The organism is Burkholderia sp. Tr-20390 (assembly GCF_017104595.1).
Classification (GTDB): Bacteria; Pseudomonadota; Gammaproteobacteria; order Burkholderiales; family Burkholderiaceae; genus Burkholderia.
In genome coordinates, this window is record NZ_JAAGPC010000050.1 from 24,365 (window position 1) to 49,958 (window position 25,594).

Below are 25,594 nucleotides of genomic sequence, written 5' to 3' on the forward strand. Positions count from 1 at the left end.
GCCCTTTCATTGCGAGGAATTCCATCGATGCAAGTTCAGGATTCGACACCGGGCGTCGCGGCGTCCGGCTTGCGCGTCGACGGCGCACGGCTGTGGGACAGCCTGATGCGTCTCGCGCGGATCGGCGCGACCGACAAAGGGGGCGTGTGCCGCCTCGCGCTCACCGAACTCGATCGCGAGGCGCGCGACCTGTTCGCCGCGTGGGCGAAGGAAATCGGCTGCACGGTGCGCGTCGACGCGATCGGCAACATCTTCGCGCGGCGCGCGGGCGAACGCGACGACCTGCCGCCCGTGACGACGGGCAGCCACATCGACACGCAGCCGACCGGCGGCAAGTTCGACGGCAACTACGGCGTGCTCGCGGGCCTCGAAGTGCTGCGCACGCTTGACGATGCGGGCGTGCGCACGCGGGCGCCGCTCGAGGTCGCGGTGTGGACCAACGAGGAAGGTTCGCGCTTCGTGCCCGTGATGATGGGTTCCGGCGTGTTCGCGGGCGCGTTCACGCTCGACCATGCGCTCGCTCAATGCGACCGCGACGGCGTGTCGGTGCGCGACGCGCTGGCCGCGATCGGCTATGCGGGCGATGCGAACGACGGGCGCGGCGCGCATCCGGTCGGCGCGTATTTCGAAGCGCATATCGAGCAGGGCCCGGTGCTGGAGGCGCACGACACGACGATCGGCGTGGTCGAGGGCGCGCTCGGGCAGCGCTGGTATGACGTAACCGTGCACGGCATGGAGGCGCACGCGGGCCCGACGCCGATGGCGCTGCGGCGTGACGCGCTGCTCGTCGCGTCCGATCTGGTGCGCAAGGTGAACGACATCGCGTGCGCGCATCCGCCGCATGGGCGCGGCACGGTCGGCTGGGTCGACGTGCACCCGAATTCGCGCAACGTGATTCCGGGCCGCGTGACGCTGACCGTCGACCTGCGCGCAGCCGACGATGCGACGCTTGCGACGATGGATGCCGAGCTGCGTGCGGCGTGCGCCGACCTGGGCGCAGCGGCCGGCATGCCAATCGACGTCGAGCAGGTCGTGTACTTCCCGCCGCAGCCGTTCGACGCGACGCTGGTCGAGCAGGTGCGTGCGGGCGCACGCGCGCTCGGGCTGTCGTCGATGAACGTGATCAGCGGGGCGGGCCACGACGCCGTGTATCTCGCGCGCGTGGCGCCGACCGCGATGATCTTCGTGCCGTGCAAGGACGGGATCAGCCACAACGAGATCGAGGAGGCCGATCCCGCGCATCTGGAGGCCGGCTGCAACGTGTTGCTGCACGCGATGCTCGGCGCTGCCGGGATCGCGGAGGGCCGCGCACGATGAAAATCCTGATCGCACGGATGAACCACGAGACCAACACGTTCTCGCCGGTGCCGACGCCGCTCGCCGCGTTCGGCCGCAACGGCCCCGACTGGGGCGACGACGCCTATCGCGCGAATCGCGGGATGCGCACCGCGATGGCCGCGTTCCTCGACGCGGCCGAACGTGAGGGGGCCGAGATCGTGACGCCCGTATCGGCGGCCGCGAACCCGAGCGGGCCGGTCGCGGCCGACGCGTATGCGGCGATCCGCGACGCGATCGTCGCGGCGGCGCCCGGCTGCGACGCGGTGATGCTCGACCTGCACGGCGCGATGGTCGCCGAGCAGAGCGCGGACGGCGAGGGCGACCTGCTCGAGCGCGTGCGCGCGGCGCTGCCCAACGCGTCGATCGCGGTCGCGCTCGACCTGCATGCGAACGTCACGCAAAAGATGGTCGATCACGCGGACGTGATCGTCAGCTTCAAGACTTACCCGCACGTCGACATGTATGAGACGGGCGAGCATGCGGCGCGCGTGCTGCTCGACCGGCTGCACGGCCGCGCGCGGCCGGTACTCGCGTGGCGGCAGCCGCCGCTGATGACGTCGACGCTGCTCAGTGCGAGTGCGGAAGGCGCAATGCGGCGCGCGGTGGAGGCCGCGCGCGCCGCCGAGGCCGACGGGATGCTTGCGGTATCGGTGCTGCCCGGCTTCTCGCTCGCGGACATTCCCGCGCCGTGCATCAGCGTGGTGGTGGTGGCCGATGGCGACCGCGCCGCGGCCGACGCGGTGGCCGAGCGCATCGCGCGGCAGATCTGGAACGCGCGCGACGACTTCGTCTATCGCAGCGCGCCGCTCGCTGAATCGGTTGCGCAGGCCGCGACGCTCGCGCACGGCGCGGATCGCCCGGTGCTGATGCTCGATCACGGCGACAACTGCATGTCGGGCGGCCCGTGCGACACGATGGACCTGCTGGAGGCCGCGCTCGCGCACGGGCTCGACGGTATCGTCAGCGGGCCGTTGTGCGACCCGCAGGCCGTCGCGGCGCTGATCGACGCGGGTGTCGGCGCGACCGTCACGGTATCGGTGGGCAACCGCCTGCCGTCGCACGGCGGCGTGCAGCGCGCACCGTTCCGCGCGACCGGCATCGTGCGTGCGCTCACCGACGGCGAATACGTGATCACGGGGCCCACTTACACGGGCCAGCGTGCGTACATGGGCCGCACGGCCGTGCTCGACATCGGCGCGGCCACGCTGGTCATCACCGAGCGGACGCAGGAGCCGTGGGATCTCGGTGTGTTCGAGAGCGTCGGCGTCGATCCACGCCGCGCGCGCTTCCTGCTGCTGAAGTCGCGGATGTATTGCCGGCCGGTGTTCGTGCCGATCGCGGCCGCGCTGGTCGAATGCGACAGCCGCGGCGTGACGGGGTCGGACTACGGGCTGTTCCAATACGAGCGGCTGGCGCGGCCCGTGTATCCGCTCGACGAGGTGGGCGAATGGTCGTCGTCCGGCGCGCGCCGGACGGCGTGACGGAAACCGACCGGGCGCGAAACGCCGGATTTGCCGGCTTTCGGGCATCATGCGATGGCACCGACCCGTCGAGCAGCAGGGTCGATGCCATCCATTGTGTCCGCAACCGATCCGGAGAATCGACCGACATGCATTCGAATCCTTTTCGCCCGCGCAGTGCGCGCCTGCTCGCCGCGCTGACCCTCGCCACGACGGCCGTTGCCGCCCACGCCGCCGACTGGATCGTGTCCGGCAACGACGGCAAGTACCAGCGCGTCGAGGGCCGCGACACCTTTCTGGCTTCACCGCCCGCCGACACGCTGACGCTGCTCGACGCCAGCACGTTCCCGCCGAAGGTCGCGCTGCAGGTCGACGTCGAGAACGGCATCCAGGGGCCACCGCAGGCCGTCGCGATCACGCCGGACGCGAAGCTCGCGCTCGTCGGCGCGCCGACACGTTACGACACGGCCGCGAAGCAGCTCGTGTTCGACACGTTTCTGCAGGTCGTGAATCTCGACGCCGCGCCGCCGTCGATTACGCGCATCGAGCTCGGCACGCATCCGCAAGGGATTGCGATCGATCGCTCGGGCAAGCTCGCGCTGGTCGCGAACGTCGACGGCAGCGTGTCGATCCTGCGTATCGACGGCACGAACGTGACGCTCGACGGCAACCTGAAGATCGGCAAGAAGCGGCTGGCGGGGATCAGCTTCACCCATGACGGCAAGCATGCGCTCGTGTCGCTGCGCGACGAGCAGGGCATCGCGGTGCTGAACGTCGACGACGGCAAGGTGACCGACAGCGGGTCGCGCCTGAGCACCGGTGTCGCGCCTTACACGATCGACGTGTCGAGCGACAACCGCTGGGCCGTCGTCAGCAACGTCGGGCTCGCGGGGCTGCCGGGCTATACGGGCACGCTGGCGGGCGACGCCGATACCGTCGCGCTGATCGACGTGTCGCGCGTGCCGTTCCGCACGGTCCAGTACCTGACGGTACCGTCGTTGCCGGAAGGCGTCGCGATTTCGCCGAACGGAAAGTGGATCGCCGTGCAGGCGATGGACGGCTCGAACCTGACGGCCGAGAACCCGGGCCGCCACAAGATCGGCAAGGTGCTGCTGTTCGAGATCCGCAACGGGCAGGCCGTGAAGGTGAGCGAGTTGCCCGGTGGCGAAGCCGCGCAAGGCATCGTGTTCACCGCCGACAGCCGGCACGTGATCGTGCAGTTCAACGTCGAACGGCAACTGGCGCTCTATTCGGTCGAAGGCGGCAAGCTGCACGATACGGGCAAGCGGATCGCACTGACGGGCGGGCCTTCTTCGTTGAGGACGTTGCCGCGCTGACGCGCACGGCATTCGTTCGTTCCGTTCCGCCAGTTCATGCGGCGCCCGGATTCGCCGGGCGCCCGTCAAAGCACACCTCCCGTGCGCCGCCGTTGCAACGCAACAATGGCGGAACTTTGTACCCAAAGCCACTTAACGCCGGATTGTTTAGTTAAACAAACTGAAAATTCGGGAAACTTCTTGTAGTGAATAAACAGTCGTTGCGGCACTGTAAGCCCCTGGGAAGCCTGTGACGCTCCAGGAGGCAGGGCGGTGGAGGCGACGGTTGCGGCGGCAACGATCGTCGCCGGGTGTTCGCATCTGAAAGTCAGCGTGACGTCGTTTGGGGGGGGCAGCCGACGCCACGCCGCGCGGCATCGATGTGCCGCGCAGGGGCGCAAGCCGGGCGGCGTGCCGGATGATCATCGGCGCCGGATCAATCGTTTTAATTAACGGTACTAAACGAAACAATGAAAAATCCACGACTCTTGCTCGCCGCCGCACTGGCTTGCGCGGCATTGGCCGCGTGTGGCGGCGACGACGTGAACAGTGTCCAGACGGCCAGCAACGGCGCAGGCGACACGCCGTCGACCGTCCCGCCGACGGCGGGGCCGTCGCAACCTTCCCGGCCGGATCAGCCGGCCCCGCCGAAGCGCACCGACATGGCGTTGACACAGTTCGTCAATCCGTTGATCGGCACGCAGGTCAATGCGGATTCCGGCTACGCGGGCAACGTGAGCCCGGGCGCGATGGTGCCGTTCGGGATGGTGAATTTCGGGCCGAACACGCCGCGCTACAACTTCAACGGCTCGGGCGGCTACCTGTCGACAGGCGGGTCGGGCGGCACCATCGACTTCTTCAGCGTGACGCACCTGAGCGGTGTCGGGTGCCCGGGGCAGGGCACGGTCGCGATGCTGCCGACCGACGCGGCGACGGCCGTGGCCTCGGGCGGCCGGCCGATCGGCATCGGGTACCGCTACGCGGATGAAACGGCCGAACCCGGGTACTACAAGGTGCGTCTCGCGAACGGCATCGTGACGGAGCTGAGCGCGACCGCGCGCGCCGGCATCGCGCGCTTCACGTACACGAGCAAGGACAAGGGCTTCTTCTCGATCGACGCGAAGCTGAACGGCAACAGCGATTCGGGCAGCACGAAGGTCACCGCGAACAACGTCGCGCTGGCGCTCGCGAGCGACGGCAAGTCGATGAGCGGGCAGGCCGTGGCGCCGGCGTTCTGCACGCCGTACGGCACCGTATGGAATGCGCCCGTGTATTTCTACGCGACCTTCGACAAGCCGCTGCGCAAGCAGGCGGGCACCTCGGCGGTGAATACCGCCAGCAACGGCGCGGCGACGCTGCAGTTCGACCTGACCGACGCGGACCGGACCGTCACCGTGAAAGTCGGGGTTTCGTCCGTCAGCGTCCGGAATGCGCAGGCGAACCTGAAGGCCGAGGGCGAGACGCTCGCGTTCGACGACGCACGCAAGAACGCGTCCGGCCTGTGGAACGACCGCCTCAACACGATCCAGATCGACCAGGCCGCGACGCCCGCAGCGTTGAATGCGACGCAGAAGGCGAACCTGACGAAGTTCTACACCGCGCTCTATCGCGTGTTCGGCACGCCGACGCTCTACAGCGACACGAACGGCGAATTCCGCAGCATGCGCCAGCCCAGGAACGCGGATGGCAGCTATCCGAAGTCGGTCGACCAGACCGGCACCATCCCGGCGCGTGCGACGGCGAAGGTCAGTGACTACGCATTCCGGCGCGCCGATGGATCGCAGGGCGGCGCAGGCAACCACTACACGGGGTTCTCGCTGTGGGACACGTACCGGTCGCAGGCGCAGCTGCTGGCGCTGCTCGCCCCGAAGGAGTCGAGCGACATGATGCAGTCGCTCGTCGTCGACGCATTGCAGTGCGGCGCGTTCCCGCACTGGGTCGACGGCAGCGACGACTCGACGCCGATGGCGGGCGACAACGCGCTGAACGTGATTGCCGGCGCGTACAAGTTCGGCGCGACCGATTTCGACCTGGTGTCGGCCGCCCGCCTGACGAAGCAGTCGGTGTTCGATCCGTCCAGCGCGTGCAACGATCGCACGAGCGCAGCGGGCCTGGCCAATTTCCTGACGGCCCACTACCTGTCGCAGAGCGATGACGGTCACTCGTCGTCGGCGACCATCGAGCGCGTGCTGAGCGACCGCTCCGCGGCCGCGTTCCTGCAGGCGCTGCCCGCCAGCGTGCTGAACGCGCCGTCGGTCGGCGTGACGCCGGACACCATCGGCACGCTGTACACGCGGGCCGGGTGGTGGCGCAACATCTTCGACTACACGAACAAGGTGATCGCCGCGCGCAACGCGCCGCCGGCCGGCTCGGCGCCCGGCACGCTGGGCACGCTGGTGCAGGGTTCGTTCCACGAATCGACGGAGCCGAACTACTTCTGGACCTTCGCGCAGGACTGGAGCGCGCTGATCGATGCGATCGGCGGCAAGCAGGCGGCCGTCACGCGGCTGAACAACCTGTTCGCGATCACGACGCCGTTCTCGACCGTGCCGTCCTCCGGCAGCCTGAACGGCGGCGAATCGTCGAACACCCTGTACATCGGCAACGAACCGTCGTTCCAGTCGCCGTGGGGGTACAACTGGGCCGGGCAGCCGAGCGGCGCACAGTACGTTCTCCCGATCATCATGTCGAAGGCGTTCACGACCGCCCGCGACGGGCTGCCGGGCAACGACGACATGGGCGCGACGTCGAGCTGGTACGTGTGGGCAGCGCTCGGCATGTTCCCGGTCATTCCGTCGGAGGCGGGGCTCGCGCTGTCCACGCCGCAGTTCAGCGGGATCACGGTGTGGTTCGGCAACGGCAAGACGCTGCGGCTCGAAAGCGACAAGCAGGTGGCGATGGACAGCGCGGGGCGCCCGTCGTTTGCGTATGTCCAGTCGCTGAAGGTCAATGGCGCGGACTACGCGGGGTCATGGCTGCCGCTGGGCAAGATCGCCAATGGCGGCACGATGAGCTACGCGCTGTCCGCGACGCCGACGCAATGGGCGGCCGCCGACAACCTGACGCCGCCGTCCGGGCCGAACGCGGACTACGCGCAGATGACGGCCGGCGGGTCGGCAGCGGCGATGCGCATGCGCGAGGCCGGCGCGCGCTAAACCCAAGCGGGCACGACGCGCAGGGGCCACCCTGCGCGCCCGTCGAGACGACGCCATCCGGGAGAACGACACCATGCAATCGACATCGCGCCGGAAATTCCTGTCTTACAGCGCAGCACTCGCCGGTACGAGCTGGCTCGCCGGTTGCAACGGCGATATCGATCCGGCATCGGGCACCGCCGGCACGCCGGGCGCCGACGGTCCCGCGACGGTCACACCGACCGTGCCGGGCGTGCCGAACGACCCGGCGCGCAGCCTGCTGGCCACGCAGGAACTTGCCACGAACTGGACGTTCGCATCGGCGAGCAGCCTGCCGGGCGCCGGCGGGGCGCAACTGTCGGGCGCCGCTGGCGTGGCGGGCATGGCGCCGGCAACGGTGCCCGGCACCGTGCTGAACAGCATGATCGTCAACGGCAAGTATCCCGATCCGTTCTACGGCCGCATCGTCACCGACACCATTCCCGATACGCTGAAAGACACCGACTACTGGTACCGGACGACCTTCGCGGCGCCGGCGCGGCAGCCGGGGCAGCGGCTGTGGCTGCGTTTCGGCGGCGTCAACTACTGCGCCGAGGTCTGGCTGAACGGCGCGCTCGTCGGCCGGCTGGAAGGCGCGTTCAAGCAGGGCGCGTTCGACGTCTCGCGGCTCGTGCCGCAGGCGGGTGGCGCGGCCAACCTCGCGGTGCGCGTGGTCAAGCTGGATTTCTCCGAAGGGCCGCTGCTGCCGAGCTACAAGAGCGGCGTCACGCGTGGCGGACGCAACGGCGGCCCGACCGGCGTCACGCTGAAGAACGGGCCGACGTTCTTCTGCTCGGCGGGCTGGGACTGGCTGCCGACGATCCCCGATCGCGCGCTCGGCATCTGGCAGCCGGTGACCTGGTTCACCACGGGTGCGGTGCGCATTGCGGCGATCCACGTCGCGCACACGCTGTCCGCGGACCTGTCGCGCGCCGAGCTGCGGCTCGATCTCGAACTGGACAACGGCTCGGGCGCCGATCTCGTCGCGACGCTCGTCGGCGCGATCGGCAACGGCACGCCGTTCAGCCACGACATCGCGATTCCCGCGTCGAGCACGACGACGAAGGTGTCGCTCACGTCGTCGGAGATCGCGGCGCTGTCGATCAAGCAACCGCGCCTGTGGTGGCCGAACGGGTATGGTGAACCGAATCTTCATGCGGTGACGGTCGGCGTCAAGGTCGGTCGCCTGCTGTCGGACGAGCGCACGCTGAACATCGGCCTGCGTCGCATCGAATACGCGCGCGACATCGGCATGGGCCGGCAGTTGAGCATCACGGTCAACGGCCTGCCGATCCTCGTGATGGGCGGCAACTGGGGGCTCGACGAAGCGTTGAAGCGCATTCCGCGCGCGCGGCTGTTCCACCAGGTGCGGCTCCATCGCGACGCGAACCTCAACCTGATCCGCAACTGGAACGGGCAGAGCACGAGCGACGATTTCTTCGACGCATGCGACCGCTACGGGATCCTCGTCTGGCAGGATTTCTTCTTCTCGACCGAAGGAGACGGGTCGGGCCCGGCCAACGTGCCGCGCGATCTCGACGACATCCGCGACGTGATCGCACGCCACCGTCATCGACCGTCGATCCTGCTCTGGTGCGGCGGCAACGAAGGTGCGCCGCCGCCGGCACTCGTCAAGGGGCTCGACGCGCTCGTCGCCGAGCTGGACCCGCAGCGCCTGTGCCTCACGAGTTCGGCCGGCGATACGGGCGCCGGCGCGGTGAACGGCTATTCGTCAGGCGGCCCGTACAACTGGGCGTCGCCGCAGGCCGCGTTCAGCCGCGGCTACGGCACGACGTCGGTCGCGTTTCACAACGAAGTCGGTTCGCACTCGATCCCGACGCTCGAATGCGTCGAAGCGATGCTGCCGCCCGCCTCGTACGAATGCCCCGACGACTTCTGGGCCGATCGCGACATGAACGGCAACGGCGCGTACTACCCGGCGGTCGGCAAGCAGGGCGGCGCCGGCTACATCGCGATGACGGCGCTGCGCTACGGCGCGATCCGGAATCTCGCGGACTTCGTGCGCAAGGCGCAGATGATGAACTACGAATGCATCCGCTCGATCTACGAGGCGAACGCGGCCGTGATGATCGGCCCGGTGGCCGGGAAGATCACGTCGCCGGCCACCGGCGTGATCATGTGGATGACGAACCCCGCGCAGCCGAGCTTCGTGTGGCAGATGTACAGCCACGATCTCGAGGCGCACGCGTCGTTCTTCGCGGTGCGGCACGGGTGCCGTCGCGTCAATGCGATTCTCGATGCGAGCACGGCCGACGTGACGATCGCGAATCACACGGCGGCGGCCGTCACCGGCCGCGTCGAGATGCGCGTGTACAACCTGGATGGCACGCTGAGCAGCCGGACGAGCGCGGATGTCGGCGGCGTCGCGAAGGCGTCGTACCGCGTGGTGGCGAACCTCGCGTCGGCGCTGGCCGCCGCGAAGTCGGACGTGTGCATCGTCGCGCTCGCGCTGACCGATGCGGGCGGCAATGCGCTGGCCGAGAACGTCTACTGGCGGCAGCGCGACGGGGGCGACGACGCATACACGTCGCTCGACACGATGCCGGGTGCGGCCGTATCCGTCCACGCATCGTCGGCCGAGGCCGACGACGTGACGACGCGCATCACGGTCGACGTCGCGAACCTCGGCGCCGCCGTCGCGCTGATGACGCACCTGCAGGTATTCGATCCGGCGACCGGCGCGCGTGTGCTGCCGGCGTTCTACAGCGACAACTACCTGAACCTGATACCCGGCGGGAAGCGGCAGATCACGATCGACCTGCCGCATGCGGGTGGCGCGCCGGTGTCGCGCGTCGCGCTGCGCGTCGACGGGTGGCGGCTCGATCGCCCGAACTGCCGGCTGGGGCTCGGCGGCGTGCCGGTGGTATTCAACGAGCGCGCGCTGGCGGTCGCGCCGGCGGTGCCGACGTTCGCGGCCTGCTGACGCAGGTGGGTGCTGCGTGAGGGCGCGCCAAGCGGGAGCGGGCCGGTGACGCGCCGCGTGAATGCGCGCGGTGTTCGTTGCCTGGCGGATAGCCGCCGGGCCGCTACTGCTTGAGGAATTTGTCGAGCCAGCGCGGTGTCGCCGCGCGATCGAAGACGACGTGCAGCGACGAACCGAATGCGCCATATTCGAGCCCGTGGCGTTGGGCAAGCAGCGTCAGGGACTGGGCGGTGTGAAACGAGATGTGCCCGTTGCGCGGCACGCAGTACCACCACTGATCGATGCCTTGATCGAGGATGTCCCGGGTGATCAGCGACGTCTGGAACAGCAGCGCGCCGTCGGGCTTCCGATGGCGCATGATCTGGTCGAAGAGGTCGACGGGCGCCTGATGATGCTCGAACACCTCGAATGACAGGATCGTATCGAAGCTGCCTTCGGGCGGAACCGGGTGCGAGAACGGATCGTACGACGTCACGTCCGCGAAGCCGCGCGATGCCAGCTTCCGTTCCAGCAAGCCCAGCCCCGAGCCGAAATCGAGCACCCGGCCTTCCCGCATTTCCGGAAAACTGGTGCAGATCAGGTCGGCATGCTGTTGCGGACGGATCTCGAGATACTCGGGGTCGTGGCGCGGGTAGTCGGCGTTATAGACATGCTGCGCGAAATCGTCGTGGGTCCAGCTGTCGAACATCGGGGCCCACGTGAAGCCGCATTGCTCGCATGCATGGTAGTAGACCGGCACCCCCGCATACGGGTCGACCTTTTTCCCGGCAATGAAGTCGGCGCCGCAGCGCGAAAAATCGACCAGGCCGCAGATGGGCGCGTGGGCAGCACACACTTTGCAGGCAAGGGCCGCCGGGTGGCGATTCAGGTCGTGATTCAATTCCCGTTCTCCTGTTCTCGCCAGCGGCGCGTGCATCTGACGGATGGTGCGGGAGAGGCTATCACAATCGCATCGGCCATCGCGGCCGTGCGCGGTGGCGTCGCCACGCGTGCCTACGGGCGCAGCAGATCGAACCCGCCGAATACGACGACACCGCTCAATACGATCATCGCGACGGAGTGCTGGCCGAAGTAGAGAATCGCGGCGGCAAGCCACGTCGTGATGCAGAAGGCGCCGATGCGGGCCATCGTGGGTTCCTCGAATACGTGATGAAGTGCGTGCGCGCCGCATGGCGCTCGCCGCTCGACAGGGCGAGCGGGGGCACACCGGCGCACGAAAAAGGCGACCCGCGCAGCCGCGACCGCGGCGCCGGCACGTACTGCGTGCCGCGCCCGGCAGGGCGGGAGTCGAAGCCGGCGGCGTTGCGCGCTCGTGCCCGGAGGCGATCGGCGCGCGAATCCCGCTGGCGAAGCCGCGATTTTACCAGCGCCGCCGGGCCGTCAATCTGGCCCTTTCGCGGCTAACCCGGTCGATCTTCGGCTAAATCAGTCCGTCCCCGATACTCAAGTTTCGTGTGACGAATGCCGTAAACATTCTGGAAGGCAGTTTCATCCCAGTCACGATTCGCTTACCGACATACGGACCGACACGATGCAGATCGATTTCTCCACGACCACACGCTCGCCGCTGGCGGACGGCAACCTGAACGCGAACGCTTCGTCCGGCGCTGCGGCGACGTCATCCACCGATGGCGCGACGCGTACCTCGGGTGCTACGAGTACGACCGCCACCTCCGGCACGAAGGCGTCGACCGGCGCCACCGGCGAAACGCTCGGCGCATCGGGCGCGTCGTCGGACGACCCGGCGGTCAGCCAGTTGAAGGCGCTGATCGAGCGGCTGCAGAAGCAGCTCGCGGCACTGGAGCAGCAGATCGCGAGCGCGAGCCAGCGCGCGAAGGACGACCCGGCCGCGGCGATCGAACAGCAGTCGCTGAGCGCGCAAGCCAGCGCGATCTCGGGGGCGCTTTCGACCGCGATCTCGCAACTCGCGGCGGCGATCCAGAAATCGGGCGGCTCGCAGGCGGGCGGGCTGGTGTCGACGCAGGCCTGACCGGTCGCGGCCGTGTCGGCCGCACGCATTACAATCGCGAGCACGTCTCCCTCGACAGGACGGCTGAACGATGAATGCGGAATTCAACGACGACGACCTCGCCCGCTTCGAGTCGCAAGGCGGCACGCCGCTGCCGGCGGCCGATGAGCAAGGATGGCTGGAACACGACGGCGCGCGCATCTGGCACGCGTCGTTCGGCCATGGCCCGGCGGTCGTGCTGCTGCACGGCGGCCTCGGCCACAGCGGCAACTGGGGCAACCAGGTGCCGGCGCTGCTCGCGGCCGGCTACCGCGCGATCGTGATCGACAGCCGCGGCCACGGCCGCAGCACGCGCGACGACGAACCCTATTCCTACGAACGCATGGCGTCGGACGTGCTGGCGGTCCTCGACGCGCTGCACGTCGACCGTGCACGCTTCGTCGGCTGGAGCGACGGCGCGTGCATCGCGCTCGTGCTGGCCGATCGCGCGCCGGAACGGGCGGCCGGCGTGTTCTTCTTCGCGTGCAACATGGACCCGAGCGGGACGAAGGAGATCGTGCCGAGCCCGCTGCTCGACCGCTGTTTCGCGCGGCACCGCAAGGACTACGCGGCACTGTCCGCGACGCCGGACCAGTTCGACGCCTTCGTCGCGGCGGTCAGCGAAATGATGCGCACGCAACCGGATTACCGCGCGCAGGATCTCGCGGCGATCGCCGTGCCGGTGACGATCGTGCTGGGCGAGCACGACGAATTCATCCGGCCCGAGCACGCGGCGTACCTGGCGCGCACGATTCCGGGCGCGACGCTGACGACCCTGCCCGGCGTGAGCCATTTCGCGCCGCTGCAGCGGCCCGAGCGGTTCAACGCGGCAATGCTGGCGTTTCTCGAGCGGCTGCCGGGGTGATGGTCGCGCGGCCCGCCGGCGGCCGCATTATCCATCGCTGTGCCGATTTCATCCGTTCGACGAAGGCGGTTCTTCTACCCAGCCCTGTTCGGCGTACGGGTCGAAAGACGGCACGACGCGGCCGAAAAGGTTCGCCGGGCTGCGAACAAGAGCGTGGGCCTGAAGTGAATGCGGTGTCTCGCATGATCGAGATACCAACGCTGCGTCGGACATGCTCCGATGCGGACGTGCATCGCCAGGCATGGGAATCCCCTGCCGTTCGGAAGGGGACGGCGCCAAAAGATTTTCTTTCGTCTCGCGCAACATATCGTCGATTGTTGGCGGCGGATCGACAGGGGATAGTCCTGCTTCGGCAGGCCGGCCACTGCGATTTCCGCATGGCGTGGCCGGACCGTTGTCCACGCAACCATCAGAAATCAAAGGAACCGCCACCATGCGATTCAACGCGACACGCTTCGCCGCGACCCTGCTCGTCGCCGCGTGCGCCACCGCCGCGGCCGGCCGCGCGGCCGCCGTCACCCAGGACGAACTCCACGACACCGTCACCCGCCACATCGCGCCGTTGATGAAGCAGTACGCGATTCCCGGCATGGCGATCGGCATCATCGCCGATGGCAAGCCCTACGTGTTCGACTACGGCGTGATGTCGACGCAATCGGGCAAGCCCGTCACCGGCGAGACGCTGTTCGAAATCGGCTCCGTCAGCAAGACGCTGACCGCGACCCTCGCGGCCGACGCGCAGGAGGGCGGCGAACTGTCGCTGGCCGACCCGGTGGGCAAGTACCTGCCCGCGCTGCAGGGCAAGCCGTTCGGTGTCGTGACGCTGCGCGATCTCGGCACGCACACGTCCGGCGGCATGCCCGTGCAGGTGCCGGACAGCATCCGCGACGACGCGGGCCTGATCCGCTATCTCGACGCGTGGCGGCCCGCGCACGCGCCGGGTACGTACCGTACGTATTCGAACGTGTCGGTCGGCATGCTCGGGTGGCTCACCGCGAAGGCGATGCACAAGGATTTCGCGGTGCTGATGGAGCAGCGGCTCTTTCCCGCGCTCGGCATGACGCACACGTACATCAACGTGCCCGATGCGCGCCAGGCCGACTATGCGCAGGGCTATACGCAGGACGGCAAGCCGATCCGGATGACGGGCGGCATGCTGTGGCAGCCGGCCTACGGCGTGCGGACCACGGCGGCCGACCTGCTGCGCTTCGTGCAGGCGAACATGGGGCTGATCGAAACCGCGCCGCGCCTGCAGCGCGCGCTCGAACGCACGCACACCGGCTATTTCCGCTCGGGGCCGCTGACGCAGGACCTGATCTGGGAACAGTATCCGTATCCGGTCGCGCTGCCGACGCTGCTCGAAGGCAACTCGATGAAGATGCTGCGTGACGGGCTACCGGCCGCCGCGATCAAGCCGCCGCTCGCGCCGAGCGCGGACACGTGGATCAACAAGACGGGCTCGACCAACGGCTTCAGTACCTATGTCGCGTTCGTCCCGTCGAAGCGGATCGCGATCGTGATGCTCGCGAACCGCAGCTATCCGAACGAGGATCGCGTGAAGGCCGCGTACGGGATCCTCGGGGCGCTCGACGGCCGGCGGTAACGTTTCCGACGCCGTGGCCGGTGCGGCTCATGCCGTCGGCTGCGCTTCGTACGCGACGAAGATCTTCCGCGTGCGCTCGACGACTTCCCACGTGCCGCGAAAGCCCGGCGGAATGACGAAGCGATGGCCGGCGCGCAGGGTTTTCGCGTTGCCTTCCTCGTCGGTGATCACCGACGTGCCTGCCAGGATCTCGCAGTATTCCGCTTCGGTATACGCGACCCGCCAGCAGCCCGGCGTGCTTTCCCAGATGCCGGTCGAGAAGCGGCCGCACGGGCTCGTGAAGCCGGGCGTGAGCGTCTGCAGCGGGTCGCCCGCCAGCAGCTTCTCGGGCGCGACGCGGTATTGCACGGGTTCGCCGTTCGGGGTGAGGGCATCGGTGATGGCGGTAATGTCGAGCACGGCTGGCCTCCTGAGTCGTTGTGCTGAGTCGTTGTGAAATGAACGCGCCGACGGCGCGTTCGCATGATTCCATACTTGCGGGCGGGTTTGGCGGTTGCCGGTGCCGCGTCTCGTGTCGCGAACGCACGGCCGTGACGAACGCTTATGATGAGCGGACGACGCGCCGGCCGGATGCGCGAGAGGCGAAAGGAGAAAACGGTTGGGCATCACATGGGATGGAATAACGGGCGCCGATGTGCTCGACGACGCGCAGGTCGCGAGCCGGCACGCGCTGGCCGATGCGGCGCGCAACGGCGACTGGGCGACGATGCTCGACTGCATTGCAAAAGAGCACAAGCTCGTCAACGCGACACGGCTCGGCGGGAAGTCGCTTTATACCCCGCTGCACCAGGCTGCCTATGGCGGCGCGCCGCAGGAGGTCGTCGTCGAACTGTTGCAGCTCGGTGCGTGGCGCATGCTGCGCGATGCAGACGGCGCGCGCCCGGTCGATATCGCCGCGCAGCGCGGGCATCGGCACCTGATCGATCTGCTGACGCCGCAGCCGCGACGCTTCGTGCCCGACGAAACGCTGCGCGACATCCAGCGCCACTTCCACGCGATGATGCTCGGCCGCATCGCACACCTGCGCGTCGACGCGCTGCGCCTGCCCGAACTCGAACCGCTGCTGGAACTCGACGCGCAGGCCGACAGCGTATGGTTCGGCGTGCCGGGCATGTATGGCGGGTTCGGCTATGCGCTGCACGCCGACGGCGCCGCGGCCATGCTCGTGTCGAAGAGCTGGAGCCGCGTGGTCGGCGGCTCGGGCCAGCGGCACGAGATCACGGCGCACGGCTGCACGTTGGTCGAAGAAGGTTTCGTGTGACGGCCTTGCGCCGTCACGTTACCGCTCAGGCGAGCACCGTGGGCGCTGCCTTGACCGCCGTCGCACCGTGCGCAGCCGACGCCCGCGCGGCCGCCGCGCCCGCCAGCCGCCGATAGCGCGCGAGCGCCCACAGCGGGAAATACGCGGTATAGCCGTGATACTTCAGGTAGAAGATGCGCGGAAAGCCCGGCGCATTGTGCGAGCGGTGCCACCAGAAGCCGTCTTCCTGCTGGACCGACAGCAGATACGCGATGCCGCGCTTCACCGAATCGGATTCGCAATCGCCGAATGCCATCTGCGCGAGCAGCGCCCACGCGGTGAAGTTCGACGTGCTCTCGCCGCCATTGGTGCCGCCCAGCTTCGGGTCGATGTAGCTGTCGTTCGTCTCGCCCCAGCCGCCGTCCGCGTGCTGCCGTGAGCGCAGCCATTCGATCGCGCGCGCGATATACGGCTGCGACTTGTCCTCGCCGGCGAGCGCGAGGCCGGCCAGCACGCTCCACGTCCCGTAGATGTAGTTCGTGCCCCAGCGGCCCCACCAGCTGCCGTCGGGCTGCTGCGTGCGCTTCACGTAGTCGATGCAGCGCGCGACCGACTCGCGTTCGTCCGCGCGTTTCGTCACGCCGAAGCACAGCAGCACGCGGCCCGACACGTCCTCGGTCGGCGGATCGAGCAGCGCGCCGTGGTCGGCGAACGGGATCGCGTTCAGGTACATGCGGTCGCAGTCGGCGTCGAATGCCGCGAAGCCGCCGTTGCGCGACTGCAGCCCGCGCATCCAGTCGAGCGCGCGCGCGACGCGCGGCGCATACGGGTTCGTGCCGTCCGCGTTGGCATGCGTGCGGCCGCGGCGATCGAGCATCGCGGTGACGACCGCCGTATCGTCGATGTCGGGGTAGTACGGGTTCGCGTACTGGAACGCCCATCCGCCCGGCTGGACCTCGGCCGGCGCGTTCTCGATCCAGTCGCCGCGCAGGTCGTTCACCTGGCGTTCGGCCAGCCAGTCGTACGCGCGTGCGATGCGTTCGTCGAGTGCGCGCCGTGCGTCGCCCGGCTCGCCGTCTTCCGCCACCGCCACGCCGCGCGCCTGCTCGAGCGCCATCGTGCTCCACGCGGTATCCCACACCGGCGACAGGCACGGCTGGCAGTACATGCTGCCGTCCGGCCGCGTGACCAGCAGCTTCTCCAGCGCGTTGTCGCAATCGCGCCGCAGCGGATGGTCGTCCGGGTAGCCGAGCACCTGCATCATCTGGTTGGCATACACGATCGGCGGGAAAATGCCGCCGAGCCCGTCCTCGCCGTTCATGCGCTCCGCGCACCACGCCTCGGCATGGCGGATCGCGCGCTGTCGCAGCCCCTTCGGCATCAGCGGTTCGACATGGCGCACCGTGCGGTCGAGCGCGAGGAACAGCCGGCGCATGCCGCGCGCGGGCGGGAAGTACCGGCGTTCCTCGTCCGGCGGCGTGACGAACAGCTCGCGGATCGAGACGTTGCGCGGATTGCGCGCGCGCGCCTTCAGCGAGCACAGCACCAGCAGCGGCACCATCGTCGTGCGCGCCCAGTACGCGACCTTGTACATCGAGATCGGCACCCACTTCGGGAACAGCACGAATTCGATCGGCATGAACGGCGTCGCGCGCCACGGCACCTGGCCGAACGTCGCGAGCAGGATGCGCGTGAACACGTTCGCGCGGGCCGCGCCGCCGAGCTTCAGGATCGCGTCGCGCGCGCGGACCATGTGCGGCGCATGTTCGCTGTCGCCGGCCGCCTTCAGCGCGAAGTACGCCTTCACGCTGCACGACACGTCCGGATCGCCGTCGACGTACAGCGCCCAGCCGCCATGCGTGTCGAGCCGCTGGTTCGCGCGCAGGTAGCGCGCCATCTTCTCCTGGCGGATGTCGTCGATCTTGTCCATGAAATGCATCATCAGGATGTATTCCGCGGTGATCGTCGCGTCGGATTCGAGTTCGAAACACCAGCTGCCGTCGGGCTGCTGGAGACGCACCAGGGCGTCGCGTCCACGGGCGATGGCGGTGTCGAGCGCGGACCAGGGGGAGGAGGTCGGTGTAGTCATGCGGCGGATCATACCATCCGGCCGGAATGTTTATATCGAGACGCCGGGTGCTACCATCCGCACCATGAAAAAACACCTCGAACCCGCGCCGCACGATGCGTCCGCGCCCGTCGAACCGGCTGGAACGGCCGGCGCGCGGGCGCCTGACGCAGCCTCGGCGCCGGCTGTCCCCACCGCCGGCGTGCGTCGGAAAAAAGCGCCGGATCAGGTGCGTGCGCAGTTGCTGGCGGCTGCATCGGAAATCGCGACACATCACGGCGTGGCCGCGTTGACGCTCGATGCGGTGGCCGAGCGGGCCGGCGTGACGAAAGGCGCGCTGCAGTATCACTTCGCGAACAAGCAGGGGCTGCTGGATGCGCTGTTCGGCCAGGCGACCGAGCGGTTCGCCGCGCAGATGGCCGCGCGGGTGGCGGCGGATGCCGAAGGCGCCGGCGCGGTGGCGCGGGCCTACATGCACGCGGTGCTCGACGAGTCGCATTCGGTCGCGAGCACCGACGTGCTGCGCGTGCTGGTCGCGTCGATGATTACCGACCAGGACACGCGCGCGCGCTGGTCGGTGCCGATGCGGGAATGGACGCGGCCGGACCCCGTGCCGCTCGAGCAGGCCGCGACGCTGATGATCTGCCGGCTCGCCGCCGACGGGCTGTGGATTTCGAAACTGCTCGACAGCCTCGAGATCTCCGCCGAATTGCGCGCGGAGATCGGCCGGCAACTCGATGCGATGAGCCGCGGCGTGTTTCCGAAGGGGCGCGACGGCGCCGCGTGATGCACGCGTCGTGGCGTATGGCCGACCGCGCGCCCGCGCGACGGCCGGCATCACCGCGCGCGTCGACGTCAGCGGCACGGGCCGGCAGACGCCTCGGCGGTGTCGCATCGCACCGCATCGGCCAATGCCTCGCCGATCGCGTGCTGAACGGCGGCCGGGTTTTCCAATAGATAGAAGTGCCCGCCGTCGAACGCGCGGAAGGTGACCGTGTGCCGTGATGCGCGCGACCAGTCACGCTGCCCGGCGGGGCTCAGCAACGTGTCGTCGCGGCCCGAGAAGACCGTGACGGGGCAGGGCAGCGCCGTTGCGGACGGCAGCGGGAAGCACGCCTCGATCACGCGGAAATCCGCCTTGGCCAGCTTCAGCAGCATCGCCCGCAGCGCGTCGTGCTCGGCCACTTCGCGCGGCGTGCCGCCGAGCGACACGACATAGTCGACGATGTCCGCGTCGTTGCGCCGGTGCACCGGCGCGCCATCAAGCGGCGCGTGGCGATGCGGGTAGAACGGCGCGTCCGTGCCGGACGCACCGAGCCAGACGGGCGGATGCCCCAGTTGCGCCATGTCGCGCGCGAAACAGTACGCGATCAGCGCCCCCATGCTGTGGCCGAACACCGAGTAGTCGCGCGGCAGCAGCGGCCGGAGCGCCCGCAGGAAGTCGATCAGTTCGGATAACGTATCGATCGCGCGCGTGCCCAGGCTTTTGCCGCGACCGGGCAGTTCGATCAGCCAGACCTCGATATCGTCCGGGAAGGACGCCGCCCACCGGTAGTAATTGGCCGCCGCGCCGCACGCGTGATGGAACACCAGCAGCCGGTGCCGAGCCGTCGGGCGCTCGCGCGGGATGGTGAGGGTACTGGGTAGCAAGGCCATGCGTCGGGACTCCGCTTTAAAAACGAACCATACAAAATATTCAAACAATTAAGCCGATTATCGATTTAATCGAAAGGACAGATTGTTTGTCATCGATTCACATATTTATAAACAATGGACTGGATTATTGGCCGGCGCCGCGTATGATTTACTTTGTTTTTATTCAATAGAAATGTAATTGTTTTTGGATGGCTTATGGTAAAGTCTGCTCGCTTCGATTTCAAAGTGCTTGCATCGTTACCCGGCATGGCTGGGCGTGCTGTTTTTATAGAAATATCGAATCATGTTATGCGTGTGACACGCTTGATCGATTATTGAAACGAGAGAGACATGGAAGCCGAAATGCCGAACCACGACACCATTTTCAAGGTGGTCGTCAATCACGAGGAACAATACGCGATCTGGCCGGACGACAAGCTCGTGCCGGACGGCTGGCGGGCGGCGGGCCCGTCGGGAACCCGGGACGCCTGTCTCGAATGGATCAACGCCAACTGGACCGACATGCGGCCATTGAGCGTCCGGGTCGCGCTGTCGGCCTGACGGTCGACGCGTCGCGCCACGCACGGCGCAATAAAAGATAAAGGAACGATGCGGCCTCTCGCGGCCCGGTGACGGGGCGCGCGGGCGCATGCAGCGTTTCGCCGAGAGAATCCGAGGGCAAACACACCATGTCTGTCGATGATCGCCTGGGGGTCTTCCTCAATACAGGCATTCTGGCTTCGCGCGCGCATGACCTGGGCCGGCTGATCGAGCAGCAGGACGCGCTCATGCAGCAATTCATGGCAGCGAAATTCGAGCCGGCCGCCTGCGCCGCGCTGTTGCGCGACGCGATTGCGCGCTATCCGTTCCTGGAGGAGCTGTTCGATCCGGATTCGGTGGCGGCCGGCGGCTGCATCGCGAGCCGCGCGCTGCTCTACGATCTGCATCAGCAGCGCGACCGCTGGACGCTCGCGCTCGCGCCGCGGCACGGCGAGCCGATCGTGCTCGACACTGCCGCCGGCGACGTGCCGCAACTCGCGAACGCGCTGCGCGACGCGCTGCAGCGCAACCATTGGCAGCCGCTGTCCGCGCTGTACGCGGATCCCCGCCTGCTCGGCTGCGAACGGCCCGCGGGCGACGCGGCGCTGGCATGGCCGGCGTTCGACGGCCCGGGCATCCAGCGGCTCGAACACGCGTCGCTGCTGATCGCCTCCGACACCACCCGCCTGTTGACGGACCCGATCAGCCTCGCGATCGGCGGCAACGTCGGCCTGCCCGATCTCGATCGCGCGCCGTCCAACCTGGGCCAGCGGATCGACGGCATGCTCGTCACGCATGGCCATCTCGACCACTGGCATGTCCCGACGATCCTGCGGCACGGCGGCGACGGATCGGTGCCCGTCATCGTGCCGCGCATCCCGGTCGCATCGCTGCTGGCGCAGGACGACATGCAGCAGTCGCTGCGTGACGTCGGGCAGACGGTGCTCGCGCCCGGCTGGGGCGAGACGGTGCGGATCGGCGACATCGAGATCGACATCCTGCCGTTCTACGGCGAGCAGCCGACCATCGGCGCGGCCGTGCCGCCGCACGACGTGCGCAACTGGGGCAATTGCTACCGGGTCACGACGCCGCAGTTCTCGGTGATCCTGCTCGTCGACAGCGGCGAGGATGCGAAGGGCTCGGTGATGGACGTGATCGACCAGTCGGTCGCCCGTCGCGGCCGGCCCGACCTGGTCCTGAGCTGCTGCCGCGAACTGCGCAAGGCGCCGTTCTGGCAGGGCCTGTTCACGTTCTGGATGGTGCTGCCGATGACCGAGCTGCAACGCCTGCCGCGCATCGCGGAGGCGGGCGACGGCCCGTCCATCACGCTCGGCCCGGACGGCATCGGCGAGCTCTGCGCACGCGCCGGCGCGCGCGCGTTCGCGCCGTATGCGAACGGGTTCTGCGGCATCGCCACCGAGATCGGCGACATCGGCTGGATCAACGGCGAGCCCGCGGAAGCCGACACGCTCGACCAGATCGACGCGCGCATCGGCGCACTCGGCGGCGCCACCCGCGTGATTCGCTGGCTGCCCGGCGACGTGCTGCGTCACCACGGCGACTGGCAGGTGTCCTGATTTTCTTCCCGTCGACAGGAGCCCCACGATGACTGGCAGCAAGATTGTGCCGATGCCGCGGATTCGCTACGACGGCAGCCGCAGCATGCGCGACGTTCTGGCCGGACTGAAGCATCCGGCCGTGCTGGAAGGCTTCATCGAAGCCTGGCCCGCGCGCACGCGCTGGACGCCGGATTTCTTCGTCGAGCGCTACGGCGAGCACGAGATCACGGTGGAGACCTCGCAGCTGTCGCCGACGCCGACGCAGCCGGACCTGTACCTGGGCGCGCGCCGCTACGAGACCGCACGCCTCGGCGCAACGATCCGGGCGATGCAGGCGCAGGGCAGCGCCCGCACGGCGTACATCACCTACGCGGCGATCTATTCGACGGCGCCGGCGTTGAAGGACGACATCGCGCCGCTGCACGAGCAGCACGGCTTTCCCGGCTGGATGCCGCACTGGCTGCGGCGCAGGCTGGTGTTGCGGCCGGGCTTCTGGCTCGGCCCCGCCGGGATCTCGTCGCCGATGCATTTCGACCGGCACGAGAACCTGAACGTGCAGGTGTACGGCCGCAAGCGCTGGGTGCTGTTCGCGCCCGGGCAGTCCGCCAACGTGTATTACCGGCAGCGCCGCGACCTGCCGGTGATCTTCAGCCCGGTGGACATGAGCGATCCGGACCCGGTGCGGTTTCCGCGCGTGCAGTCGGCGCCGCGCCACGACTTCGTGCTGGAGGCGGGCGAGGTGCTGTACCTGCCGCCCGGCTGGTGGCACTACGTGGAATCGCTGAGCGATTCGATCAACGTGAATTACTGGTGGTGGTCGCCCCGCGCCGTGCGGACCTTCTGCCGGGTCGAGCTCGCGAGCCTGTGGCAGGCGCTCGCGCGCCGGTGGGGCCGCGCGGCGGGCACGGCCGGCAAGCCGATGTCGATGCCGCGCTGACGCGCCGGCGCCACGCCGTTCGTTCTATCGGGCCGCCGTGCCGGCGGCCGTGTCTCTTCAGGAAGCCATGATGCAGAACGAGTTTGATTTCACCGTCATCGACGCGCTGTACGCGACCGGCTATCACGGGCCACGCGCGCTCGACAAACCGGAGTTCTACTGGCGCTCGATGCTGGGCTCGATGGTCGCGTATCGCGACAGCTTCTTTCGCCCGCTCGGCGAGGAGATCGCGCCGGCCGACGCGCGCGACGGCATCGAGATCGAAGCCGCGCGCTGCGAATACGAGGGCAGCCGGTTTCATCACGCGCTGCCGATGAACATCTCGTCGCTGCGGCAGTTCGCGAACCACTGGCACCTGGTGCTGCCGACCATCTCGACGCTGCGCGACGGGTATTGCCGCCTGCGCGGCCACGACGGCGCGGTGTCGATGCTCGACCTGTGGTTCATCAGCAAGCTGTGCCAGCTGCTGCCCGCGTACCTGATCCGCCGGCGCGAGCAGCCGGCCGACCCGGATGCCATTCCCGTCGTGCCGTCGATCATCTACCGGATCTCGCTCGGCATGCACCGGATCGTGCATATCTCGCTGATCAAGCGGATGGCGTCGGGCGGCGATCCGGCCGCGCCGTGCCTCGCCAGCGACGCGTATTACCTGGTCGCCGAGGCGGCGGGCCTGCTCGTCGGCCGCAACTCGGTGTGCGCGGGGCCGCAGACGATGGTCGAGCAGGCCTATCGCGCGATGATCGAGCCGGCGCCGCTGGCGGGCGCCGAAGCGAGCGCGGCCGAGCCCGGCTTCTACCGCTACGCGGCGGCGTTCCTGAAGCTCGAAGCCGAAAAATACCTGTTCGCGGTGCGTGCGGCGCAGCAGTTGCGCGCGCTGATCGTCGCGCTCGACGCGGTGCCCGGGCAGGCGCGCACGCACGCGTTCCGCGACGCGCTGGCGCGCTTCGAGGACTGGTCCACCGAACACACGAGCCCGCTCGCGCACGAAATCGCCCGCGAGGATCTGACGATGCTGCTGCAGGGCGACGAGGCCGAGATCGCGCGTGCGCGGCAATGGCCGGCGGGGACGGTGCTGCGCCAGATGACGGCCGGGCTGAACCAGCTCGTCGCCGCGGCGGACCGGATGTGCGTGGCCACGCTCGGCGCGCACGGGCCGGCGCTGCTGGCGGAGATCGACGCGATGCGCGATGCGCCGCGCGACGCTGGCGCATGGTCGGCCGACGCGTTCGCGGCGCATGGGCTCGACGCGGCGGCGGCGCGGGCGACGGCGGACGCGCTCAATACGTACCTGCACGACGAGCGCGCCGCGCAGCGGATCTTCACGCGGCTCCAGCAGGAAGTGGATCGCACGCTCGGCATCGACGACGCCATCGCGCCGTACTCGGCCGACGACATCGCCGCCGTGTTCGGGCCGCGGCTGCGCCACTGCATCGCCGAACACTTCGCGGCACCGGACGTCGCGGACCACGCGGTCCGTTGACGCGCGGCGCGCCGGGCGCGACCCGCCGCGCCGTCCTCCATGTCCTTCACGTCCTTCATGCATCCAGACAGGGGCTACCATGCGTACCACTTCGCTTTCAGCCTATCAGTACCGCTTCTGGCTCGAGTGGCAGCTCAATCCGCACTCGTCGGCCTACACGACCGCGCTCGTCTACCGCCTGTCGGGTCCGCTGGATCGCGACGCGCTGCGGCGCGCGCTGGATGCGTTCGTCCACGAGCATGACGAAGGATGCCGCAGCACGTTCCGGATGGGCGACGCCGGCGTGGTGCGGGACGTGCACGACCGCGTGACGGTCGCGCTCGACTACCGCGACGCGCGGGCGGCGCCGGCGCTGGACGCCGCCGAGGCCGACGCATGGATCGCCGCGCGCGCGGCGCACGTGTTCGCGCTCGACGACGCGCCGCTGTTTCGCTTCGCGCTGTTGCGCGAGGAGGCCGATGTGCACCGGCTCGTGCTCAGCTTTCCGCACATCATCTCCGATGCGTTTTCGGCGGTGTACATCAACCAGCGGCTGACGGCGCTGTACAACCACGCGCTCGGCGTGGGCCCGGCGCCCGCCCGCACGTTGCGCGGTCTCGGCGAGCAGCTCGCGTTCGAAGCCGCGTACCGCGCGTCGCCGCGCTACGACGAAGACCTCGCCTATTGGCTCGGCGCGCTGGCGCACGCGCCGCTCGGGCTCGAGTTCGAGGCGGCGGCAGCGGCAGCGGCGTCGGCCGCTCCGGGCGAGGGGCGCATCCACCGGCTGCGCTTCGATGCGGACATCACGCGCCGGCTGCGCGCGCGTGCCCGCGCGAGCCGCTCGACACCGTTTCTCGTGCTGTCGAGCCTGTTCGCGATCGCGCTGGCCCGCTGGCAGGACGTGCGCGAGCTGGTCGTGACCTATCCCGTCAACATGCGCTCGCCGGGTTTTCGCGATGCGAGCGGATGCTTCGTGAACAACCTGCCGATGATCTTTTCGCTGCGGCAGGGCGATACGTTCATCGACATCGTCGCGCGCACCACCGCCCAGCGTGCGGAGGCCAAGTGCCATCAGCAGCTGTCGCTGACCGATCTCGTGACGGCACTGCGGCGCACGCGCTCGCTGGCCGATGCGCCCGTCTTCAACGTCGGCGTGACGGAAGCGTTCTTCGTGCAGGACGCACCGCTCGCCTTCCACGGCGTGCAAGCGGAATTGCTGCCGGCGGTCGCCGCCGAGCGGCCGTTCGACCTGAACTTCGCGTATCAGCTGACGCCCGACGGCCTGCACGTGAATCTCGAATACGACACGGGCCGCGTGCCGGCCGCGCGGATCGGCGAGTTCGCCGCGTCCTTCGGCCGGCTGCTGCGCGCGTACCTGGACGACGACGCGCAGCCCGCGCTCGCGGTCGACCTGCTGGCGCCCGAGCAGCGCGCGCGGCAGGTCGACCG

20 protein-coding genes and 1 pseudogene are annotated in these 25,594 nt (G+C 68.6%); 16 read left to right on the forward strand and 5 right to left on the reverse strand.

Translation table 11 applies throughout. The features are described from left to right. Window positions 1-27: 27 nt before the first annotated feature. The 5 genes from G3N98_RS16175 to G3N98_RS16195 all read left to right on the forward strand — a co-directional run bounded on the left by G3N98_RS16175 (window position 28) and on the right by G3N98_RS16195 (window position 10,231). Window positions 28-1,317 carry a Zn-dependent hydrolase gene (locus G3N98_RS16175; RefSeq protein ID WP_089429919.1) on the forward strand — a complete coding sequence of 430 codons (1,290 nt, stop codon included), beginning with the start codon at window positions 28-30 and terminating at the stop codon, window positions 1,315-1,317. Next, window positions 1,314-2,819, forward strand: coding sequence for a M81 family metallopeptidase (locus G3N98_RS16180; RefSeq protein ID WP_206148663.1), 1,506 nt, complete (start codon window positions 1,314-1,316; stop codon window positions 2,817-2,819). Before G3N98_RS16175 ends, G3N98_RS16180 begins: the two co-directional genes overlap by 4 nt. 128 nt (window positions 2,820-2,947) lie before the next feature. Beyond that, window positions 2,948-4,135 carry a beta-propeller fold lactonase family protein gene (locus G3N98_RS16185; RefSeq protein WP_206148664.1) on the forward strand — a complete coding sequence of 396 codons (1,188 nt, stop codon included), beginning with the start codon at window positions 2,948-2,950 and terminating at the stop codon, window positions 4,133-4,135. Between the two features lie 449 nt (window positions 4,136-4,584). Beyond that, a complete protein-coding gene (locus G3N98_RS16190) occupies window positions 4,585-7,269 on the forward strand; it encodes a glycoside hydrolase domain-containing protein (RefSeq protein ID WP_241025939.1) in 2,685 nt (894 codons plus the stop codon). Window positions 7,270-7,342: 73 nt separating this feature from the next. Next, window positions 7,343-10,231, forward strand: a complete 2,889-nt coding sequence (locus G3N98_RS16195) for a sugar-binding domain-containing protein (RefSeq protein ID WP_206148665.1) — start codon at window positions 7,343-7,345, stop codon at window positions 10,229-10,231. A gap of 103 nt (window positions 10,232-10,334) precedes the next feature. On the opposite strand, the gene G3N98_RS16200 is transcribed toward G3N98_RS16195, so the two are convergent. Both G3N98_RS16200 and G3N98_RS40190 read right to left on the reverse strand, forming a co-directional pair. Beyond that, window positions 10,335-11,111 carry a class I SAM-dependent methyltransferase gene (locus G3N98_RS16200; RefSeq protein ID WP_089476368.1) on the reverse strand — a complete coding sequence of 259 codons (777 nt, stop codon included), beginning with the start codon at window positions 11,109-11,111 and terminating at the stop codon, window positions 10,335-10,337. A gap of 113 nt (window positions 11,112-11,224) precedes the next feature. Continuing rightward, on the reverse strand, window positions 11,225-11,359 hold the full coding sequence (locus G3N98_RS40190; protein WP_006767081.1) for a hypothetical protein: 135 nt from the start codon (window positions 11,357-11,359) through the stop codon (window positions 11,225-11,227). 403 nt (window positions 11,360-11,762) lie between these two features. Between G3N98_RS40190 and G3N98_RS16205 the strand changes: the two genes are divergently transcribed. The 4 genes and pseudogenes from G3N98_RS16205 to ampC all read left to right on the forward strand — a co-directional run bounded on the left by G3N98_RS16205 (window position 11,763) and on the right by ampC (window position 14,707). After that, window positions 11,763-12,221 carry a hypothetical protein gene (locus G3N98_RS16205; protein WP_206148666.1) on the forward strand — a complete coding sequence of 153 codons (459 nt, stop codon included), beginning with the start codon at window positions 11,763-11,765 and terminating at the stop codon, window positions 12,219-12,221. A 70-nt stretch (window positions 12,222-12,291) separates the two neighbouring features. Then, entirely contained in the window at window positions 12,292-13,104 is an 813-nt protein-coding gene (locus tag G3N98_RS16210) for an alpha/beta hydrolase (RefSeq protein WP_206148667.1), read from the forward strand. 58 nt (window positions 13,105-13,162) lie between these two features. After that, window positions 13,163-13,360, forward strand: a pseudogene (locus G3N98_RS39805) (RNA-guided endonuclease TnpB family protein); the annotation flags it as partial. A 177-nt stretch (window positions 13,361-13,537) separates the two neighbouring features. Then, window positions 13,538-14,707 (forward strand): class C beta-lactamase, encoded by a 1,170-nt coding sequence (gene ampC, locus G3N98_RS16215; protein ID WP_206148668.1) that lies wholly within the window; start codon window positions 13,538-13,540, stop codon window positions 14,705-14,707. Window positions 14,708-14,734: 27 nt separating this feature from the next. On the opposite strand, the gene G3N98_RS40345 is transcribed toward ampC, so the two are convergent. Then, window positions 14,735-15,106 carry a cupin domain-containing protein gene (locus G3N98_RS40345; protein WP_244115299.1) on the reverse strand — a complete coding sequence of 124 codons (372 nt, stop codon included), beginning with the start codon at window positions 15,104-15,106 and terminating at the stop codon, window positions 14,735-14,737. A 199-nt stretch (window positions 15,107-15,305) separates the two neighbouring features. Between G3N98_RS40345 and G3N98_RS16225 the strand changes: the two genes are divergently transcribed. Continuing rightward, window positions 15,306-15,968 carry an ankyrin repeat domain-containing protein gene (locus G3N98_RS16225; RefSeq protein WP_206148669.1) on the forward strand — a complete coding sequence of 221 codons (663 nt, stop codon included), beginning with the start codon at window positions 15,306-15,308 and terminating at the stop codon, window positions 15,966-15,968. 25 nt (window positions 15,969-15,993) lie between these two features. Here G3N98_RS16225 and shc read toward each other — a convergent pair whose 3' ends face one another. After that, window positions 15,994-18,048, reverse strand: coding sequence for a squalene--hopene cyclase (gene shc, locus G3N98_RS16230; RefSeq protein ID WP_206148670.1), 2,055 nt, complete (start codon window positions 18,046-18,048; stop codon window positions 15,994-15,996). 52 nt (window positions 18,049-18,100) lie between these two features. Between shc and G3N98_RS16235 the strand changes: the two genes are divergently transcribed. Beyond that, window positions 18,101-18,802 (forward strand): TetR/AcrR family transcriptional regulator, encoded by a 702-nt coding sequence (locus G3N98_RS16235; RefSeq protein ID WP_206148671.1) that lies wholly within the window; start codon window positions 18,101-18,103, stop codon window positions 18,800-18,802. Window positions 18,803-18,870: 68 nt separating this feature from the next. Here the strand turns inward: G3N98_RS16235 and G3N98_RS16240 are convergent, their stop codons facing one another. After that, on the reverse strand, window positions 18,871-19,671 hold the full coding sequence (locus G3N98_RS16240; protein ID WP_089476362.1) for an alpha/beta fold hydrolase: 801 nt from the start codon (window positions 19,669-19,671) through the stop codon (window positions 18,871-18,873). 330 nt (window positions 19,672-20,001) lie between these two features. Between G3N98_RS16240 and G3N98_RS16245 the strand changes: the two genes are divergently transcribed. The 5 genes from G3N98_RS16245 to G3N98_RS16265 form a co-directional block, all read left to right on the forward strand. Beyond that, entirely contained in the window at window positions 20,002-20,211 is a 210-nt protein-coding gene (locus G3N98_RS16245; RefSeq protein ID WP_089476361.1) for an MbtH family NRPS accessory protein, read from the forward strand. A 128-nt stretch (window positions 20,212-20,339) separates the two neighbouring features. Then, window positions 20,340-21,767, forward strand: a complete 1,428-nt coding sequence (locus G3N98_RS16250; RefSeq protein ID WP_206148672.1) for an MBL fold metallo-hydrolase — start codon at window positions 20,340-20,342, stop codon at window positions 21,765-21,767. A 28-nt stretch (window positions 21,768-21,795) separates the two neighbouring features. Next, the gene (locus G3N98_RS16255; RefSeq protein ID WP_089476359.1) at window positions 21,796-22,686 is read left to right on the forward strand and encodes a cupin-like domain-containing protein; all 891 of its coding nucleotides are present in this window, start codon (window positions 21,796-21,798) and stop codon (window positions 22,684-22,686) included. Between the two features lie 70 nt (window positions 22,687-22,756). After that, the gene (locus G3N98_RS16260; RefSeq protein WP_089476358.1) at window positions 22,757-24,166 is read left to right on the forward strand and encodes a hypothetical protein; all 1,410 of its coding nucleotides are present in this window, start codon (window positions 22,757-22,759) and stop codon (window positions 24,164-24,166) included. A gap of 79 nt (window positions 24,167-24,245) precedes the next feature. Then, on the forward strand, window positions 24,246-25,594 hold a 1,349-nt coding region (locus G3N98_RS16265; RefSeq protein ID WP_241025941.1), incomplete at its 3' end, for a condensation domain-containing protein.